Source organism: Nonomuraea sp. NPDC049378 (assembly GCF_055586745.1).
Genome location: NZ_JBVJHP010000023.1, coordinates 21,414 through 37,532, shown reverse-complemented (window position 1 = coordinate 37,532; position 16,119 = coordinate 21,414). Strand labels below are relative to the sequence as shown.

General features: G+C 71.8%; 15 protein-coding genes. 9 read left to right on the top strand and 6 right to left on the bottom strand.

The window, feature by feature from the left end; translation table 11 throughout:
- Positions 1-21 precede the first annotated feature (21 nt).
- Both ACZ6SA_RS39225 and ACZ6SA_RS39220 read left to right on the top strand, forming a co-directional pair.
- Positions 22-969 (top strand): GlxA family transcriptional regulator, encoded by a 948-nt coding sequence (locus ACZ6SA_RS39225; protein ID WP_465833970.1) that lies wholly within the window; start codon positions 22-24, stop codon positions 967-969.
- A gap of 85 nt (positions 970-1,054) precedes the next feature.
- The gene (locus ACZ6SA_RS39220; protein WP_465833968.1) at positions 1,055-2,470 is read left to right on the top strand and encodes an outer membrane protein assembly factor BamB family protein; all 1,416 of its coding nucleotides are present in this window, start codon (positions 1,055-1,057) and stop codon (positions 2,468-2,470) included.
- A gap of 3 nt (positions 2,471-2,473) precedes the next feature.
- On the opposite strand, the gene ACZ6SA_RS39215 is transcribed toward ACZ6SA_RS39220, so the two are convergent.
- Together ACZ6SA_RS39215 and ACZ6SA_RS39210 are read right to left on the bottom strand one after the other, a co-directional pair.
- On the bottom strand, positions 2,474-4,141 hold the full coding sequence (locus tag ACZ6SA_RS39215) for an outer membrane protein assembly factor BamB family protein (RefSeq protein ID WP_465833966.1): 1,668 nt from the start codon (positions 4,139-4,141) through the stop codon (positions 2,474-2,476).
- A gap of 31 nt (positions 4,142-4,172) precedes the next feature.
- Positions 4,173-4,781 (bottom strand): TetR/AcrR family transcriptional regulator, encoded by a 609-nt coding sequence (locus tag ACZ6SA_RS39210; protein ID WP_465833964.1) that lies wholly within the window; start codon positions 4,779-4,781, stop codon positions 4,173-4,175.
- A gap of 91 nt (positions 4,782-4,872) precedes the next feature.
- On the opposite strand from ACZ6SA_RS39210, the gene ACZ6SA_RS39205 reads away from it, so the two are divergent.
- Positions 4,873-5,667 (top strand): SDR family oxidoreductase, encoded by a 795-nt coding sequence (locus ACZ6SA_RS39205; RefSeq protein WP_465833962.1) that lies wholly within the window; start codon positions 4,873-4,875, stop codon positions 5,665-5,667.
- On the opposite strand, the gene ACZ6SA_RS39200 is transcribed toward ACZ6SA_RS39205, so the two are convergent.
- Positions 5,660-6,130 (bottom strand): DUF5946 family protein, encoded by a 471-nt coding sequence (locus tag ACZ6SA_RS39200; protein WP_465833960.1) that lies wholly within the window; start codon positions 6,128-6,130, stop codon positions 5,660-5,662. The genes ACZ6SA_RS39205 and ACZ6SA_RS39200 overlap by 8 nt on opposite strands.
- Positions 6,131-6,221: 91 nt before the next feature.
- Between ACZ6SA_RS39200 and ACZ6SA_RS39195 the strand changes: the two genes are divergently transcribed.
- Positions 6,222-7,241 (top strand): MerR family transcriptional regulator, encoded by a 1,020-nt coding sequence (locus ACZ6SA_RS39195; protein WP_465833958.1) that lies wholly within the window; start codon positions 6,222-6,224, stop codon positions 7,239-7,241.
- Between the two features lie 33 nt (positions 7,242-7,274).
- A complete protein-coding gene (locus ACZ6SA_RS39190; protein ID WP_465833956.1) occupies positions 7,275-8,270 on the top strand; it encodes a MerR family transcriptional regulator in 996 nt (331 codons plus the stop codon).
- A 60-nt stretch (positions 8,271-8,330) separates the two neighbouring features.
- Here ACZ6SA_RS39190 and ACZ6SA_RS39185 read toward each other — a convergent pair whose 3' ends face one another.
- Positions 8,331-9,185, bottom strand: coding sequence for an SDR family NAD(P)-dependent oxidoreductase (locus tag ACZ6SA_RS39185; protein ID WP_465833954.1), 855 nt, complete (start codon positions 9,183-9,185; stop codon positions 8,331-8,333).
- Between the two features lie 169 nt (positions 9,186-9,354).
- Here ACZ6SA_RS39185 and ACZ6SA_RS39180 point away from each other — a divergent pair, with 169 nt between their 5' ends.
- Complete coding sequence (locus tag ACZ6SA_RS39180) at positions 9,355-10,251, top strand: LysR family transcriptional regulator (RefSeq protein WP_465833952.1); 897 nt, start codon at positions 9,355-9,357, stop codon at positions 10,249-10,251.
- Here the strand turns inward: ACZ6SA_RS39180 and ACZ6SA_RS39175 are convergent.
- Entirely contained in the window at positions 10,248-11,252 is a 1,005-nt protein-coding gene (locus ACZ6SA_RS39175; protein ID WP_347647634.1) for a GDSL-type esterase/lipase family protein, read from the bottom strand. The genes ACZ6SA_RS39180 and ACZ6SA_RS39175 overlap by 4 nt on opposite strands.
- Positions 11,253-11,262: 10 nt before the next feature.
- On the bottom strand, positions 11,263-13,056 hold the full coding sequence (locus ACZ6SA_RS39170) for a right-handed parallel beta-helix repeat-containing protein (protein WP_465833949.1): 1,794 nt from the start codon (positions 13,054-13,056) through the stop codon (positions 11,263-11,265).
- A gap of 208 nt (positions 13,057-13,264) precedes the next feature.
- Between ACZ6SA_RS39170 and ACZ6SA_RS39165 the strand changes: the two genes are divergently transcribed.
- From ACZ6SA_RS39165 to ACZ6SA_RS39155, 3 genes are read left to right on the top strand one after another with little or no spacing between them, the layout of a single operon-like run.
- On the top strand, positions 13,265-14,320 hold the full coding sequence (locus tag ACZ6SA_RS39165; protein WP_465833947.1) for a LacI family DNA-binding transcriptional regulator: 1,056 nt from the start codon (positions 13,265-13,267) through the stop codon (positions 14,318-14,320).
- Positions 14,317-15,243, top strand: a complete 927-nt coding sequence (locus ACZ6SA_RS39160; RefSeq protein WP_347647638.1) for an ABC transporter permease — start codon at positions 14,317-14,319, stop codon at positions 15,241-15,243. Before ACZ6SA_RS39165 ends, ACZ6SA_RS39160 begins: the two co-directional genes overlap by 4 nt.
- A complete protein-coding gene (locus ACZ6SA_RS39155) occupies positions 15,240-16,106 on the top strand; it encodes an ABC transporter permease (RefSeq protein WP_347647639.1) in 867 nt (288 codons plus the stop codon). The genes ACZ6SA_RS39160 and ACZ6SA_RS39155 overlap by 4 nt, the downstream gene beginning before the upstream one ends.
- The last annotated feature ends 13 nt before the right edge of the window (positions 16,107-16,119 follow it).

The following is a 16,119-nucleotide window of genomic DNA, read 5'->3' as shown; positions in this document are numbered from 1 at the left end:
GTCATCAACGGGGGAGGCTCGATGAGATCACGCGGAGGCGCCGCCGTGCCCGGACCAGCGGAGGTCCTGGTGGCCGTCGGCGACGGGGTTCGTCTGCTGGACGTGGCAGGTCCCATGGACGTGTTCGAGGGGGTGACACGGCTGACGGCCGGCGGTTACCACGTACGCCTCGCCTCTCCTGGCGGGACGTACGTCCGCACGTCCTGCGGCGTACGGCTGGGTACCGACGTCGATCCGGCGGACATCCGGCACGAGTTCGACACGCTGCTGCTCATCGGCTGTTCCGGAGCCGCGACCGGTGAACCCGGCGCGGCCCGCCACGTACGGCGCCTGGCCAGGCTGGCCCGCCGGGTCGCCTCCATCGGCGCCGGGGCGCCGGCACTCGACGGCGTCCCGCTCCAGGGCGGCCGGCCCGCGGAACCGGGCGGATCCCGGCAGGTCGTCAAGGTGGTGCCGCACCCGATCCGCGACGGCAGGGTGCGGAGCGCGCAGGGCATCGCCTCGGCCGTCGACCTCGCGCTCACGTTCGTCGAGGACGACCACGGCGGGGACGTCGCCCACCGGGTGGCCCAATGGCTCGTACGCCGCCCCGACGGCCGGCCCGACAGCGTCGCGCGCCTGCCGCGCCTGGCGCGTGACCCCGCGCTGCGGAGCCTGCTCGGCGACATCGTGATGCGCCCGGAAGGCGAGTTCACCGTGCCCGCCATGGCGGACCGCCTGTCGATGAGCGTGCGGCACTTCAGCCGCCGCTTCTCCCGCGAGGTCGGAATGAGCCCGGGACGGTTCGTGGAACGCGCGCGGGTCGAGGCGGCACGGGCGGCCATCGAGGAGGGGAACGATCCGCTGGAGCTGATCGCGCGCCGCCACGGCTTCCTCACGGGCGAGACCATGCGGCGCTCGTTCCTCCGCCTGCTCGGAGCGCCGCCGAGCGCCTACCGCGCGCGCGACGACGCCGTCGTTTCATGGTGATGAACCCGGCGCGACCACCCTGAAACCTGCCAGGTCTCCTTTCGGGTTTCGGGCGATATGGTGTGCGAAATTCCGGGGAGGCACGGTGCATCGACGACCACATCGGCAACTCGCGTGTGGGATGCTCGCGCTCCTCGCGACGGCCTGCAGCGGGGGCGGCACTCCCGCGGAGACGGCGCCCAGCGCCCCCGTACGCACGATCGTCCCCGGCACCCCGCCACCGTCGCCCACACCCCCGCCCGCGACCGACACCGACTGGTCGATCACCATGGAGGACGACGGGGAGGCGCGATGGCGGGACGCCCAGCTCTTCGCCGCGGGTGGCCGCTTCATGGTGGCCGCCGGCAACCAGCTGCGCGCGATCACGGACAAGGGCAAGCAGGCCTGGAAGCGCACCTTCCGCGGTGACGCGGAGGCCTCGGTCGCCGACGGCGTGGTGATCGTCACCCACCGGAAGGGCGGCGCGTCCACGTGGCCGCCGCCCAACGTGGTCATGGGCCTCGATCCCGCGAACGGCAGGACGTTGTGGAAGGCCACCTCCTCGCCGTACGAGTCGGTGGTCGGCGAGATGGTGTACACCCCTGTCTGCCGCGGGGAGCAGACCGAGCGGCACGACGACTGCCGGCTCAGCGCCAGGGACGCGCGCACCGGGCAGGTCCGCTGGACGATCCTCGCCGAGCACGTCGCCACCGTGACCGGCAGGGCCGGCGGCGTGCTCACCATGACCACCCGGCCGAAGGGCTACCGGGGCAAACACTGGCTCATGACCCTCGACGCCTCGTCGGGCGGGCGGCTCGGCGTACGCGTCGAGAAGGAGCGGTTCGGCGGAGAGCTGCTCTACCCCCGCGGCCAGCAGCGGGTCTCCGGGCCCACCTACCTCACCGGCGGGTTGTTGATCATGAGCAGCAAGAAGGACCAGGTCAAGACGTTCAAGGAGATGTGCCGGCTGGACCTGGTCGCGCTGAACGCCAGGACCGGGGCCAGGAAGTGGAAGGGGCGCGTCAGGCTGGCCGACGCCGAGCGGGACAGGCAGTGCAGGTACGGCCTGCCCGACGTCTCGGCCGACGGCGGCGGCCTCTTCGGGGTCGACGAGCGCGGCCGCCCGCGGGTCGTGGACCTGGCCACCGGCCGGACCCGCTGGACGGGCGGCAAACCGGGCACGATCCTGACCGGCGACTCCAGGACGGTGCTGGTCAAGGAACTGGTCGACGAGAAGGAGACGCTCACCCTCTACGACCTCTCCTCGGGCAAGGCCCGCTGGAGCGACGGCGAGCCGCTCAAGGTCTGGGGCAGGCTCGGCGCCGTTCTCCTCGGAGACCGGCTCCTCGTCCGTCCCGCCGACTGCTACCGCGACAACTGCTACGTCCGCGTCTACGACCTGTCCAAGGGCCCTCTCGACACCGCGCCCGCCGGTGAGTACGCCGGCGCCGGCGACGGCTGGGTCGCCACCCGGGAGACCTCCGGCGAGGCCACGACGTTCAGCCTCAGCCGTACCGGCTGACGCTCAGCCCAACCCGCTGACCACCCCGGCGACGATCCGCTGGAGATCGTCTTCCTGCCGCGACTGCACCTTGACGACGAAGCGGCCCTTGCGCACGAGGACGACCTCGTCGCTGCTCTTCTGCACCTCGTCGGCGCCGTGGAGGCCCGCCTCGCCGTTGACCAGGCCGTCGGCCTCGGCGGCGGTCGCGGCCACCCACAGCACCTCGGCGATGGCCTGCCCGTCCTTTCCGTGCGCGGAGTAGTTCACGTGGCACCGGCTCCTGGCCAGCTCCTGGGAGCCGATCCTGACCGGCCCCTCCACCATGGGCGTGCGCGCTGTCGTCCTGCCCGGCACGTCCTTCAGCAGGTCGCACGCCTGCGGCCACTCGTCCTTGGCCACGCCGCCCAGCTCCAGCGGGCCGTCCGTGGGGGTGGAGGCGTACGCGACGAGGTCGTCCCCCTTCGACGTGGCCACCAGCAGGTGACCGCCGGCGGTCCCGAGCCACCGCAGGCCGCCGACGTCCGAGCCGAGGCTGAGGGGCAGGGGCATCGTGGCGACCTGTTCCGTCGCCGGGTCGAGGACGGTCAGGCGGGCGGGCAGCAGGGTGCCCCCGAGTTTGGCGCTGACGCCGTACAGCCGCCCGCCGGCCGTGACGGACATGGTGTCGTGGGGCGTGGTCAGGGTGCGTAGCTGCCCGCCGACCACGTCGATCACCGACAGGGTCACGTCGCGCGACTCGTCGAGATGCATCAGCCCCAGGTCGTCTCCCACGCTCCGCAGCGAGCAGGGAGCAAGGCACCGGCCGATCCCGTTCAGGTTGGCGATCTCGCGGTCGTCGCGGCCGACCAGGGTGCGCGTGTGCTCGTCGAGCTCGATCAGGGTGGCGCCGGCGCGTACGGAGATCCCCACCAGGGAGTCGTCGGACGTGCCGGTGCGCGACCAGAGCGGCTTCCCGTCCGAGGGGTTGAAGGCGTACAGGTAGTGGTCGTCGCGGCAGGACTCCCTGAACACCAGGACGCTGCCGTCGGTGTCGGTGGCCGCCGACCGGGTGCCGACGTCACAGCCGCTCGGCGCGTGGTGCGGCCGGCGCCAGCGTTCCTCGCCCGTGGCGGCGTCGAGGGCCAGGAGCTCGTCCGGCTTCTCCTCCTCGTCACGTCCTGAGGGCTCGGCTCTGACCAGGAGTGGTACGACTCCCTCGCCCACGGCCAGGCGCCGGCCGGGCCCGCCGGTGAACGGCTTGCCCTCGTCGTCGCCGCGCTCCCACCGCAGCCGGCCGGTGCCCGCCGCCAGCCCGGTCAGGTGGCTGCCTTCTTCGGATCGCGAGGCGACGACCAGGTCATCCTTGGTGACGGCGAACCCGGTCAGCTCGCGGCCCGGCTCGCGGTAGTGCCACCTCTTCCGGCCGGTGCCCGCGTCGTAGACGTCGAAGCCGTCGGCGCCGGCGACGAAGAGCTGGCCGCCCTCCAGCCTGATCTGGCGATCATCCCCCTGCCCGAGCCCTTTGACGCGCCAGGCCTCCCGCATGACGCCGGGAGCCGGGCCCGCGTCGGTGAGCTGCCGGGGGCCCGCCGTGGCGAACGTCTGCTCGCGCCTGACGTCGGGGACGTCCTCGGCGTCCTCGCCGAGGAGCGAGCAGCCGGTGGTCAGCAGCAGCAGGCCCGCCGCCGCGTATATCCGCCACGATGACATAGGTCGAGAGGGTAGCGGCGGGGGAGCACCATCAGTGCCTGTCACCTTTCGGGGAGGCGGCGAGCCGGCGCGCGACTTCGATCACCGTGTCGCGGCGGCGGGCCAGGGCGGCCCGGTCGCTCTCCTCGTCCAGGATGGAGCGGCACATCCGGGGCACGGCGAAGTTCCAGGCGATCAGTCCCATGATGGTGAACAGCAGGTCCTGGGCGGCGCGGACGCGCTCTTCCTCAGGGAGGTGGTGGCCCACGCCCCCTTCCACGAGGTGGTGCACCTTCCGGCGGAAGCCGTCATGGCGCTCGCGCTCGCCCTCCTCGTGTTCGCATGGGGCCTCGAGCGCCTCCCACAGCAGCAGCCTGATCAGCTCCGGGTGTTCCTGATACCAGTCGAACATCTGCCCGGCCGACTCGGCCACCGCGTCGGGGGTGATGGAGATGGATATGCGCACCTCGTCCAGCTTTGCCCGCAGAACGGCGGCAAACAGCTTCTCCTTGCCGCCGTAATAGAGGTAGATGGCCTGCTTGTTGGCCCTGGCGTTCGTCGCGATCCGGTCGACCCTGGCTCCCGCCAGACCGTGCTCCGCGAACTCTGCGGCGGCGGCGTCGAAGATCCGCCGTCTGGTGTCCTCCGCGTCGTAGGCCATGGAGGAATTAAACCATCCAGTTGACTTCGGGCGGCCCTGGCGGCAGGATCAGTAAAACAACTGGATGGTTTATTTACTGAAGGGTCTTTCCATGAGCGCTGCGCCTCCCATCCCCGTCCGTTCCCCGCTGCCCGGCTCCCTCTCCGGCGCCACCGCCGTCCTCATCGGTGCGAGCTCGGGCATCGGGCTGGCCGCGGGCGCCCTGCTGCGTTCCGTCGGCGCCAGGGTCGTGCTGGTCGGCCGCGACCCCGACCGGCTCAAGGCCGCGGTCTCCCGGGTGCGGAGCGCGAGCCGGGCCGACGCCCCGGACGACGCCGTGATGGGCGTTCCCGGCGACGGCGCGGACGAGCAGACCCTCGCCGAGGTCTTCGACCGGGCCGGCCAGGTCGACCACGTGCTCGTCACCGCCGGCGGCATCAGCGGCGCCGGCCCTGTGGCCGGGCTGTCGGCCGACGCCGTCCGCGCAACCTTCGACTCCCGCCTCGGGGCCGCCTTCGCCGCCGCCCGCGCGGCGGCGACCCGGCTTCCCGCGGGTGGCTCGCTCACGTTCAGCTCGGGGATCCTCGTGGTCCGCCCCGCGCCCGGGATGACCGCCCCCCTGGCGGTCACCGGCGCCGTGGAGACCCTCACCCGAGCGCTCGCGGTGGAGCTCGCCCCCGCACGGGTGCGCGTGAACACCGTCCGTTTCGGCCGGATCGACACCCCGCTGCTGCGCTCGCTGCCGGGGCTGGACTCCGACGAGGCGATCGCCGCCGCCGGGTCGACCGCTCCGCTCGGCCGCTTCGGCACCGCGGAGGAAGCCGCCGCCACAGCCCTCTTCCTCATGGCCAACAACTACGTCACCGGCCAGATCATCACCGTCGACGGCGGCGAGGTCCTCAGCTGACTTGGCGGCTGCGCCGGCCCCATGCCGTGACGGCGGCCCGCGCCCAGGCCTGTTCGCGTTCCTCGAACCCCTCCGCGGGGAAGGTGCCGTCCACGGCGACGTCCTCGATGGTGACGGCGTAGCCCGTGGGCGGCGCTCCGGCCTCGGGGAACGGCGGCGCCCCCGGGAAGTCCTCGACGACGGGTTTGCGCCCGCCGTACCGGTGTGAGTTGAGCCGCCGGGCCCGCTGGGTGCCGTGATGCATCGCCTCGACCCCGTCACGCAGGTACATGTGCAGCAGGGCCCAGTAGAAGGACGGGCCTCCGTCGACGGCCCGCCCGGGATGCTGGAAGAAGTAGCAGCTCACCGAGACGGCGTGGAGGGGCGACCACGGCTCGCGCCGCGAGAAGTCGAGGATCAGCAGCCGGTGGAACAGCTCCTCACACCGGTCGCCGGCGGCGCCGCACTCCGTACATGTGGCCATCTGTTCACGGTTGCGCATGTCGGACCGGCACGGCAACCAGGTTTTCCGGCGGTCTTGCATCTCAAGTCGCTTGAGCTCCCATAGTGGCGGCATGGACGACAACGAGCTGTACCCGATCGGGGACGTGGCCCGCAGGACCGGGCTGAGCGTCAGCGCCATCCGCTACTACTCCGACGCCGGGATCCTCGCGCCCACCCGCGTGACCGACGCGGGCCACCGGCTGTACGACATCCGCGCCATCGCGCAGCTGGAACTCGTCCGCACCCTCCGCGACCTGGGCACCGGGCTGGACGACGCCCGCCGGCTGCTCGGCGGTGAGACAACCCTGCACGACCTCGTCGTGACGCACCTGGAGCTGGTCGAGCGCCAGGAGCGGGACCTGCGGGCGAGAAGGGCGGTGTTGAGGACGCTGGTCAAGCAGGGCGGCACGGCCGCGCAGGCGGCTCTGATGCACAAGCTCGTCTCGATGCCCGACGAGGAGCGCGAGCGGCTCGTCGACGACTTCTGGAACGAGGTCGGCGACGGTCTCGACGTCAACCCCGACTTCGTCGACCGGTTGCGGGAGGTGCGGCCCCATCTGCCGGAGGACCCCAGCGCCGCCCAGCTCGAAGCCTGGATCGAGCTGGCCGACCTGGTCCGGGACGAGGAGTTCCGCCGCGCGGTCCGCTCCTACCTCCAGGACGCGTTCTCCACGCCCCCGGGACGGCTCATGGCCGCCACACCGGTGCAGGACTTCATCTACGGGTCGGGGACGACGATCATGCGGGAGATCATGGACGCGTACCGTTCCGGGCTGCCCGCGGACGCGCCGCGTTCGCAGGAGCTGGCCGTCCGCCTCGTGGAGGCGGCCGCCCCGCTCGGCGGCCGCCAGGCCACCGTCGAGCTCCGGCGCGAGATGGCCGCGAAGTTCATCGAGGTCGACGAGCTCCTCCGCGAGGAGCCGCAGGTCGACGATGCCCGATTCGACCGCACCCATGGCAGGTACCTGTCCCTGGTGTCCGCGATCAACGGGACACCTTCCGCCACGGACGAGCAGGCCATGCCCTTCGCGTGGATCTCGGCGGCCCTCCGCGCTTCGCTCCCGCGTACGAGCCTGCCGGGCGGGGCTTGAGTCTCAAGTCGCTTGAGACTCCATAGTTGCGGCATGGACGACAACGAGCTGTACGCCATCGGGGACGTGGCCCGCAGGACCGGGCTGAGCGTCAGCACCATCCGCTACTACTCCGACGCCGGCGTCATCGACCCGACACGTGTGAGCGAGGCGGGCTACCGCCTCTACGACGTCCGCGCCATCGCGCGGCTGGAACTCGTCCGCACCCTCCGCGACCTGGACGCCGGGCTGGACGACATCCGCCGGCTGCTCGGCGGTGAGACGTCGCTGCACGATCTTCTCGTGACGCACCTGGAGCTGGTCGAGCGCCAGGAGCGGGACCTGCGGGCCAGGAGGGCGGTGTTGAGGACGCTGGTCAAGCAGGGCGGCACGGCCGCGCAGGCGGCTCTGATGCACAAACTCGTCTCGATGTCCGACGAGGAGCGCGAGCGGCTCGTCGACGACTTCTGGAACGAGGTCGGCGACGGTCTCGACGTCAACCCCGACTTCGTCGACCGGTTGCGGGAGGTGCGGCCCCATCTGCCGGAGGACCCCAGCGCCGCCCAGCTCGAAGCCTGGATCGAGCTGGCCGACCTGGTCAGGGACGAGGAGTTCCGCCGCGCGGTCCGCTCCTACCTCCAGGACGCGTTCTCCACGCCCCCGGGACGGCTCATGGCCGCCACACCGGTGCAGGACTTCATCCACAAGGACGGCGCGAAGATAGGGGAGGAGCTCGTGGCGGCGTACCGATCGGGGATGGCGCCGGACTCGCCACGGGCGCGGGAGCTGGTCGTCCGCATGGCGAGCGCCGTCGCCGAGGCCATGGACGCGCAGTCCACGACCGAGCAGCGTGAGCGGCTCGCCAGGGCCTTCCTCGTCGTCGAGCAGCTGCGGCGCGAGGACTCCCAGGAGGAGGAGCGGTACGACGCCACCCACGGCAGGTACCTGTCCCTGGTGGAGCTGATCAACGACACCCCGCCCAGCACGGGCGAGGACGATCCGGCGATCTTCACGTGGATCGCCTCGGCCCTTCGCTCCTCGGCCCGGTGACCCACGGAGGGCGCGGCCCGTCGCAACCCGGGAGAAGCGGCTCAGCCGCCGACGGAGTCGTCAGCCGGCGAGGAGCCCGGGAGTCCACCGGCGTACGGCCGCCGCCACGTCCTCCGTCAGGTGCTGGCGCAGGCTGTCGTCGGGAGCGCCCGACGGGCCGATCAGCGCACCCGTACCGTGCGAGGGGCCGGTGCAGGCGGCGAGAACGGCGGCCGCGGCCTCCGCCACCGGGCGGGTGACCCACTCCTGGACCTGGTCCCAGAGCGGTCGCATCTGAGGCGGCAGGATGTCGATCGTCATCTGCGCCGCGTTGGGCGTCGCGGCGGGTCCCGGGTCGACGGCCACGACCTGCGTGCCCTGGCCGTCCAGCCGCTCGGCGAGGTCCATCGTGTAGGCGAGGTGGGCGAGCTTCGCCCGGCCCGTCGCGGCCATGCCGTAGTAGGGCCCCGGCGGCTCCGCCTCCTCGAACACCGGCACCGCGGCCATGATGGCGGAGGAGGTCACGTTCACGATGCGGCTGGGCGCGCCGGCCTTGAGCGCGTCCAGAAGGGCCTCGGTCAGCACGTACGGCGACAGGTGGTTGAGCATCAGGCTCGCCTCGATGCCCTCGGCGCCCTCCCAGCGCCGGGTCCACATGCCGCCCACGTTGTTGACCAGCAGGTGCAGGGGGCCTTCCGCGGCCAGCCGATCCGCGAGCGCGCGGGTGCCGGACAGGGAGGAGAGGTCGGCGCGGAGGAAACGGCCCCCGGGGCGCCCCGCTGCCGCCTCCAGCCGGGCCGTCGCGGCGGCGCCGCGGTCGGCGTCGCGGCCCACGACGGTGACGTCCCAGCCCCGTGCCGCCAGCCCTGCGGCCGTCTCCAGGCCGATCCCGCCGGTTCCCGCGGTCACGATCGCCTTGCGGGCATGCTCAGACATGCGTCATCCAATCAAGAGGGTGAACGGGTGCCGCGGGTGAGGTCGCGGGCCGAAAGGGCTCCGCGCCGCGGCGCCTGTCCAGCACACACCGGCCAGCCGGGGAAGGGAAGGTCCGATGCGGCAGACCGCCATGTCGCAGCGGCATAGCCGCACGTGAGAGACTGCGCGCGTGGCTGATGTGGAGATTCGCCAGTTGCGTTACTTCATCGCGGTGGCCGAGGAACGCAACTTCACCAGAGCCGCCGCCCGGCTCGCCATGACCCAGCCCGCGCTCTCACGCGCCATCCGCGCCCTGGAGCGGGACGTCGGAGCCCCACTGCTCGTCCGAGCCCCCGGCGACGTGAGCCTGACCTCCGCGGGGGAGGTCCTGCTGGGCGAGGCCAGGGGCCTGGTCTCCCAGGCCGGGCACGCCATGTCACGGGCGCGCAGGGCGGCGGGGACGCGGTCTCCGCTGACGGTGACAGGGCCCGGCTGCGACGCCTGGCTGCTCGACGAGCTCGTGCACGCGTACAACGAGACCCTGCCGCTGATGCCAGGACGTGTGGTGGTCGGCAACGCGGACGACCAGTTCGACCAGTTGCGCTCCGGCGCGGCCGACCTCGCGCTGCTGCGCGCGTCGCTCGACGACGAGACGCTGGAGAACGTGGTCCTGCACATGGAACAGGTGCACGTGCTGCTCGCGGCGTCACATCCGCTGGCCGGCAGGGAATCGATCGCCACGGCGGACCTGGCGGACGAGCAGGTGGTGCGCTGGCGGGGGAACAACCTCCAGCGCATGGCCGCCGAGCTCTGGCCGGACGGGCTGCCGGGGCGTCCGGGGCCGGTGGTGAGCGACGGCATGCAGATGCTGTCGGTCGTCCGCCTGGGGCAGGCCGTCGTCCTGTGCACGCCCCGCGCGGCGGCGGCGACGGGATCGGCGGACGTCAGGGCCGTCCCGCTCAGCGACGGGCCGCCGGTGCCGCTACGCCTGGCCTGGCTCCGCGACCACTCCCAGGTGCGGTCCGTACGCCGGTTCGCCCACCACAGCCTCGCCGTCTGCGCGCAGCCGGGACGGGCAGGCGGCTAGGGCTCGGGCGCGAGGGCCGCCAGGCGGGGGGCGAGCCGCCCGGCCATGAGGCGGTATCCGTCGGCGCTGGGATGCAGGCCGTCGGGGAGCAGGAGGTGAGCGTCGCCGGCTCCGAAGACGCCGGGCCCGTCGACGAGGTGGAGGTCGCTCTCGCCGCATCGGCGCAGCGTGGTCACGGCGTCCGTGACGGCGCCGCGGACATCGTCCAGGGTCATCATCGCCTGGTTGGGCAGCCGCTCACGGCTCGGCGAGACGATCGGCGAGATCACGGCGACGGGCGCCCGCGGATGCGCGTCGCGAACCGCCTGGATGAACCCCGACACCTGGCCGGTGAGCGTCCGCGGGCCGAGACCGGCGCTGCCGTAGACGTTGATGCCAAGACACAGCGAGATCAGGTCCGCGGGCGTACGCGCGATGGCCCTGGCGGCGATGGGATCGAGGTGGCACTCGCCGGCGAAGCCGAGGCAGGTGAGGTCCCAGCCGAGGCGCCGGGCGACGAGAGCCGGCCACGTCTCGCCGGGGCCGGCGGCCGAGCGGCACTGCGTGATCGAGCTTCCGTACGTGACCCAGCGCAGCCCCTCGTCGGCGGCGGTGGCGTACGTCGCGCCGTGCAGGACGAGGGGGCCGGTCCGGATCTCGCCGAACTGGGGCAACCACACCTCGACGGCCTTGGGTCCGGGCGGCAACGCGACGTGGCTCGTCGCCGCCCCCGCCGTCAGCGCCGTCCGCCGCCACAGCGCGCCGTCCACGACGACGTCCAGCGACGTCACATCGTCGTCCACCGCGTGGGTACGCAGTTCCAGTGCGGTCGCGTCGGTTCGGACGACCGCGCGGACGCCGGCGGGCATCCGCGCACGCGTGACCAGGCCTGGAGCGTGGGCGGTGGCGATCCGGTCCGGTGGCAGCCGCCATGGTTGCCATGAGCCGCCCTCCTCGGTCCAGGCCAGGCAGCCCCGCCAGACGTCCGGCCGGGCGTCGGGAGCGAGCCGGATCGCCTCCACGCGAGCCGGGTCAGACTTCGGCGCCGAGCACGACGTTCCGCCAGGATTCACCGTCGGAGAGTGCGAGGCCGCGCTTGCCGGTCTTGGGATCGCGGATCATGATGATTCCTCCGGTGTGGCCGGCCGCGTCCGGCAGCGTGTCGGGCGCCTGCTCGGCCAGGGCCACCTGGTGCGCGTACACGGTTCGCATCCGCCGGTCCGCGCTGCCCAGATCGCGTGCGTTGTCGGCGGGCGGGACCAGCCCGGTGGCGCTGGAGGTCATGGAGACCAGCCCGTTGGTGTTCGTGGTCGAGCAGAGCAACTCGGTGGCGGCCGATCCCGACTGGTTGACCGGGACCACCCGCAGCCCGCCCTTGACGCCCGGGTTGGCGTTGTTGCCCTCCACGACGAACGAGCCGTAGTGGTCCTCGCCCACCGTGGGCTTCTCGGTCGAGGTGCTGACCACCTTCGCCGCCGCTCCCAGCGGCTGGGCGACCTCCATCCGGTTGAACCGGCCCGGTTCGGCCTGCACGAACGAGTCGGCCGCCACCGGGCCCGCGACCAGCGGCACGTGCGCGGAGGCGTTGCCGATGACGTGTGACTCGTGCAGCCCGCCCGTGGTCATGATCGGCGGGCGGTCGGCGGGGTCGGCCGAGATGACGTTGCCGATGACGCTGAACGCGCTCGCCTTCCCGGCCACCCTGATCGCGGCGGCATCGGATTTGCCGTCGAGGTTCCAGTGGTCGAACGAGTTGTTCGCGATGGTGATCTTGCTGGCGTCGTTCTCGAACCGGATCGGGGAGTGGTTGAGCCAGTTGAAGGTGTTCCCGCTGATGGTGACGTTCTGCGCCTTGACGCCGCTGGAGAACTGGATGGCGCTCGGGCCGTCGTTCAGCGGCGGTTCGAGCCCGCCGAGGACGTTGTCGGCGATGGTCAGGTTGTGGCCCCCGCTGGTGACCTCGATGATCGGCCCGTTGTCGCCCTTCTCCACCATGTTGCCGCTGATGGTGGAGTTGGTGAGGCTGCCGATCAGCAGGCGCCGGCCGATGTCGAGCAGGTTGCCCTGGATGATCGCGCCGCGGAAGTCGGCGTCCTCGGCTCCCTCGGTGACGATGGCCTGGAACGGGCTGTGGAAGTGGTTGTTGGTGATGAGCCACTTGCGCAACCCGTACGGCGGGACGTGCACGCCGCCGCCGTCGACGCCCTCGGTGGGCCAGGCGAGGCTGATGCCGGTGGTGCAGAGGGCGACGAGGTTGTGCGAGAAGTACAGCCCGCGGCCGACGTGCTCGACGGCGAGCTTGAACGAGATGAACGTGCACTCCAGGATGGCGGCGTCGGTGTCGTCGGTGTTGACCTCGCCGGCGAAGCGCAGCGCCCGGTTGTTCTCGGTCTTGGCGGGGGCGACGAAGGCGAGGCCATGAATCGCGGCGAGCGAGCACCGCACGTCGATGCCCACGCCGTCGTGCTCCACCTGGATGATGGACGCGCGGTTCGTCATGGTGCTGTAACCGCGCAGCTGGATGCGGTTGTAGTTCTCGCCGGGCTGGTCGGGGATGACGATGGTCCGGGTGATCCGGTAGGTGCCCGGCGGGAAGACGACGATCCGGTACTGCGTGCGCTGGGCGTTGATGGCCTGCTCGATGGCCTCGGTGTCGTCGTGCTTCCCGTCGGCCAGCGCGCCGAACTGCTGGGGCGTGACGATCTCCGGCGGGTCCGCGGTCGCGGCGGCCACGGGGGAGGCCCTCCATGACGCGGTGGCCGCGGCCGCGCCCAGTGCCGCACCGCCGATCCGTAAAAGCGCTCGACGATCGGTGCCCTCGGGCATGGCCTCTACCTCCTGTGATGCGAGTTGATACGTATAGATCGTGGATCGTACAGACGTCATATGCGGCTTACAAGAGGCGGAAGATGCCCGTTCTACGCCTGCTTTGCGACACCTCGACGTAATCTTGGGGAAATTTGCCCCTTGTGTGCACCCCCTTTTGGTCCCTAGAGTGCCTCGGAGTCGTTACGTATTAGTCAAGTGGATCGCCATGCGCAAACGAGCGGGGCCCCGTCGCCCCACCCAAGTCGAGATCGCCCAGCGGGCCGGAGTCTCCCAGGCCACGGTCTCCCTCGTGCTCAACGGGGGCCCGGGCGGGCCCGTGGCCGAGGAGACCCGCCGACGGGTCCAGCAGGCGATCGAAGACCTGGGGTACGCCGTCAACCCCGCCGCCCGCGCGCTGCGCGGGATGACCGTCAAGACCATCGGGCTCTACACGTTCGAATCGGTGTTCCCGGTCGACCAGCGAGACTTCTACCACCCGTTCCTGCTCGGAGTGGAGGAGGAGGCGGCGCGGCTCGGCTACGACCTGCTGCTGTTCACCTCGGCCAACACCGCCCAGGGCGGGGTCTACGCCAGAGGACGCAACGCGCTGCTGAAGGCCGACGGCTGCGTCCTGCTGGGCCGGCACATCTCGCGTGACGACCTGGCGAACCTGGCCAAGGAGAACTTCCCGTTCGTCTTCATCGGCCGGCGCGACATAGAGGGGACGGAGCTGTCCTACGTCGCCCCCGACTACGTCACCCCGACCGCGGCCCTCGTGGAGGAGCTGGCCGCCCTCGGACACCAGCGGATCCTGCTCCTGCGGCAGACCGACGGCGCCGAACCGGGCGACGATCGCGAGCTCGGCCTGCGGCAGGGGGCGCAGGCCGCGGGCCTGCGCCCCGATGACCTCGTCGTCGCGTTCTCCTCCGGCGCCGAGGACATCGGCACGGACCGGGTCGCCGGCTGGGTCCGGGAGGGGATCACGGCGGTCGTGGTCGAGCCCTCCGAGGACAACGCCACCGGCCTCGCCCTGGCCGACGTCGCCGAGGCGGCCGGCCTGCGCATCCCGGACCACCTGTCGGTCGCCTTCCTCGGCTCCGCACCGCCGCCGACCGCGACCAGGATCTGGACGTCGTTCGAGATACCACGGGTGGAGATCGGCCGGGCCGCGGTGCAGCTGCTGGTCAACCTGCTCGAAGGCGCGGAGCAGCCGCCCCTCCAGCTGGTCGTGCCGTGCACGGACGTGCGCGGCAACTCGATCAGCCGGGTGGTGCGGCGATGACCAGGTACGCGCTGCGCACGGCGGCGACCGGCGTCCTGATCATCTTCGGGGCCGCCACCCTGGTGTTCTTCATCATGCGGGCCGCCCCCGGGGACCAGGCTCTGGTGCTGCTCGGACCGGACGCCACGGCGGCCGAGGTGGCGGCCGCCCGGACCCGGCTCGGCCTGGACCAGCCGCTGCCGATCCAGTACTGGCACTACCTGACCCAGCTGGCGACGCTCGACTTCGGAGAGTCCTACCGCTTCGGGCAGCCGGCGGTCGAGCTGGTGCTGTCCCGGCTGCCCGCCTCGGTGGAGCTCACCCTGACCGCGACCGTCATAGCGATGGCGGGCGTCGTGCTCGGCGCCCTGGCCGGCGCCCATCGCGGCCGGTGGATCGACCGCGGGATCTCCGGTTTCGCCCTGACCCTCTACTCCATGCCGCCGTTCTGGATCGGGATCATGCTGATCCTGGTGATGGCGTTGCAGCTCCGGCTGCTCCCCAGCGCCGGCGTCGGCACCCCGGCGCACATCGTGCTCCCGGCGCTCACGCTCGCGGCCCCCTTCACCGCGCTCCTCACCCGGATCACCCGGAGCAGCGTCGCCGACACCATGGCGGAGCCCTACGTGCAGCGGGCGTACGCCAAAGGGCTCAGCACACGCGAAGTGGTGACCGGACACGTGGTACGCAACGCGGCGACCCCCGTGGTGACCGTGGGGGCGCTGCACGTGAGCACGCTGCTGGGCGGCGCGGTGATCGTGGAGAGCGTCTTCACCTGGCCCGGTCTCGGCTCGTTGCTGGTGACGGCGGTCACCAACCGCGACTACTCGATCGTGCAGGCCGCCGTGCTCCTCATCGCGGTCATCGTGGTCTGCTGCAACGTCGCGGCGGACCTGATCGCCGCCCGGCTCGATCCGCGAGTCCGCCTGGGGGCACGCGCATGAGTGCGATAACCGTCCGGCCGCGGTTGTGGCCCGTCCGCCTGAGGTCCACGCCGACCGTAGCCACGATCGCCACCGTGGTGCTCGCCGGCTACCTGCTCGTCGGCCTGATCGGCCCGTTGCTGATCGCGTACGACCCGGTGGCGACCAGCGTGGCGGACCGGCTGCTGCCGATCGGGGCGGCGCGAGCGGATGGCACGGTCGCCCTGCTGGGCACCGACGGCGCCGGCCGCGACATGCTCGGCCAGCTCGTCTACGGCGCCAGGACGTCGATCATCATCGGGATCTCCGTGGTGGCCGCCTGCCTGGTGGTGGGGCTGGCCTTCGGGACGCTCGCCGGTTACCTCGCCGGCTGGACCGACGTCGCGATCTCCCGGCTGATCGACGTCCTGATGGCCTTCCCCGGCATCCTGCTGGCGATCGTGATCGCCGGCCTCTTCGAGCGCAGCATGCTGGTCGTGGTCCTGGCGTTGTCGGTGGCCGGCTGGGTCGGCTTCGCCAGGCTCGCCCGTGGCCTCACCCTCTCGCTGCGCGAACGGCCCTATGTCGACGCGGCGCGGCTGATCGGGGTCGCCACCCCGGTCGTGATCATCCGGCACGTCATCCCGTTCGTCATCGGCCCGGTGACCGCGTTGGCGACCACGGAGTTCGCCGGCGCGGTGCTGTCCGAGGCCGGACTCAGCTTCCTGGGCCTCGGCCTGCCCTCGGCCACGGTCTCCTGGGGCCAGGTCATCGCTCATGGCAAGGACTATCTGGACACCGCCTGGTGGATCTCCGCGCTACCGGGGCTGGCGCTGACCGGCCTCGTGGTGAGCACGGGCCTGCTCGGCGACCATCTCACCCAGCGTCTCGGCGCCAGCCGCTGACGGCTCAGCCAAT

Coding starts and splice junctions, on each gene's coding strand:
- ACZ6SA_RS39225 (WP_465833970.1), top strand. CDS start 22: ATGAGATCACGCGGAGGCGCCGCCGTGCCCGGACCAGCGGAGGTCCTG.
- ACZ6SA_RS39215 (WP_465833966.1), bottom strand. CDS start 4,141: ATGTCATCGTGGCGGATATACGCGGCGGCGGGCCTGCTGCTGCTGACC.
- ACZ6SA_RS39210 (WP_465833964.1), bottom strand. CDS start 4,781: ATGGCCTACGACGCGGAGGACACCAGACGGCGGATCTTCGACGCCGCC.
- ACZ6SA_RS39205 (WP_465833962.1), top strand. CDS start 4,873: ATGAGCGCTGCGCCTCCCATCCCCGTCCGTTCCCCGCTGCCCGGCTCC.
- ACZ6SA_RS39200 (WP_465833960.1), bottom strand. CDS start 6,130: ATGGCCACATGTACGGAGTGCGGCGCCGCCGGCGACCGGTGTGAGGAG.
- ACZ6SA_RS39195 (WP_465833958.1), top strand. CDS start 6,222: ATGGACGACAACGAGCTGTACCCGATCGGGGACGTGGCCCGCAGGACC.
- ACZ6SA_RS39190 (WP_465833956.1), top strand. CDS start 7,275: ATGGACGACAACGAGCTGTACGCCATCGGGGACGTGGCCCGCAGGACC.
- ACZ6SA_RS39185 (WP_465833954.1), bottom strand. CDS start 9,185: ATGTCTGAGCATGCCCGCAAGGCGATCGTGACCGCGGGAACCGGCGGG.
- ACZ6SA_RS39170 (WP_465833949.1), bottom strand. CDS start 13,056: ATGCCCGAGGGCACCGATCGTCGAGCGCTTTTACGGATCGGCGGTGCG.
- ACZ6SA_RS39165 (WP_465833947.1), top strand. CDS start 13,265: ATGCGCAAACGAGCGGGGCCCCGTCGCCCCACCCAAGTCGAGATCGCC.
- ACZ6SA_RS39160 (WP_347647638.1), top strand. CDS start 14,317: ATGACCAGGTACGCGCTGCGCACGGCGGCGACCGGCGTCCTGATCATC.
- ACZ6SA_RS39155 (WP_347647639.1), top strand. CDS start 15,240: ATGAGTGCGATAACCGTCCGGCCGCGGTTGTGGCCCGTCCGCCTGAGG.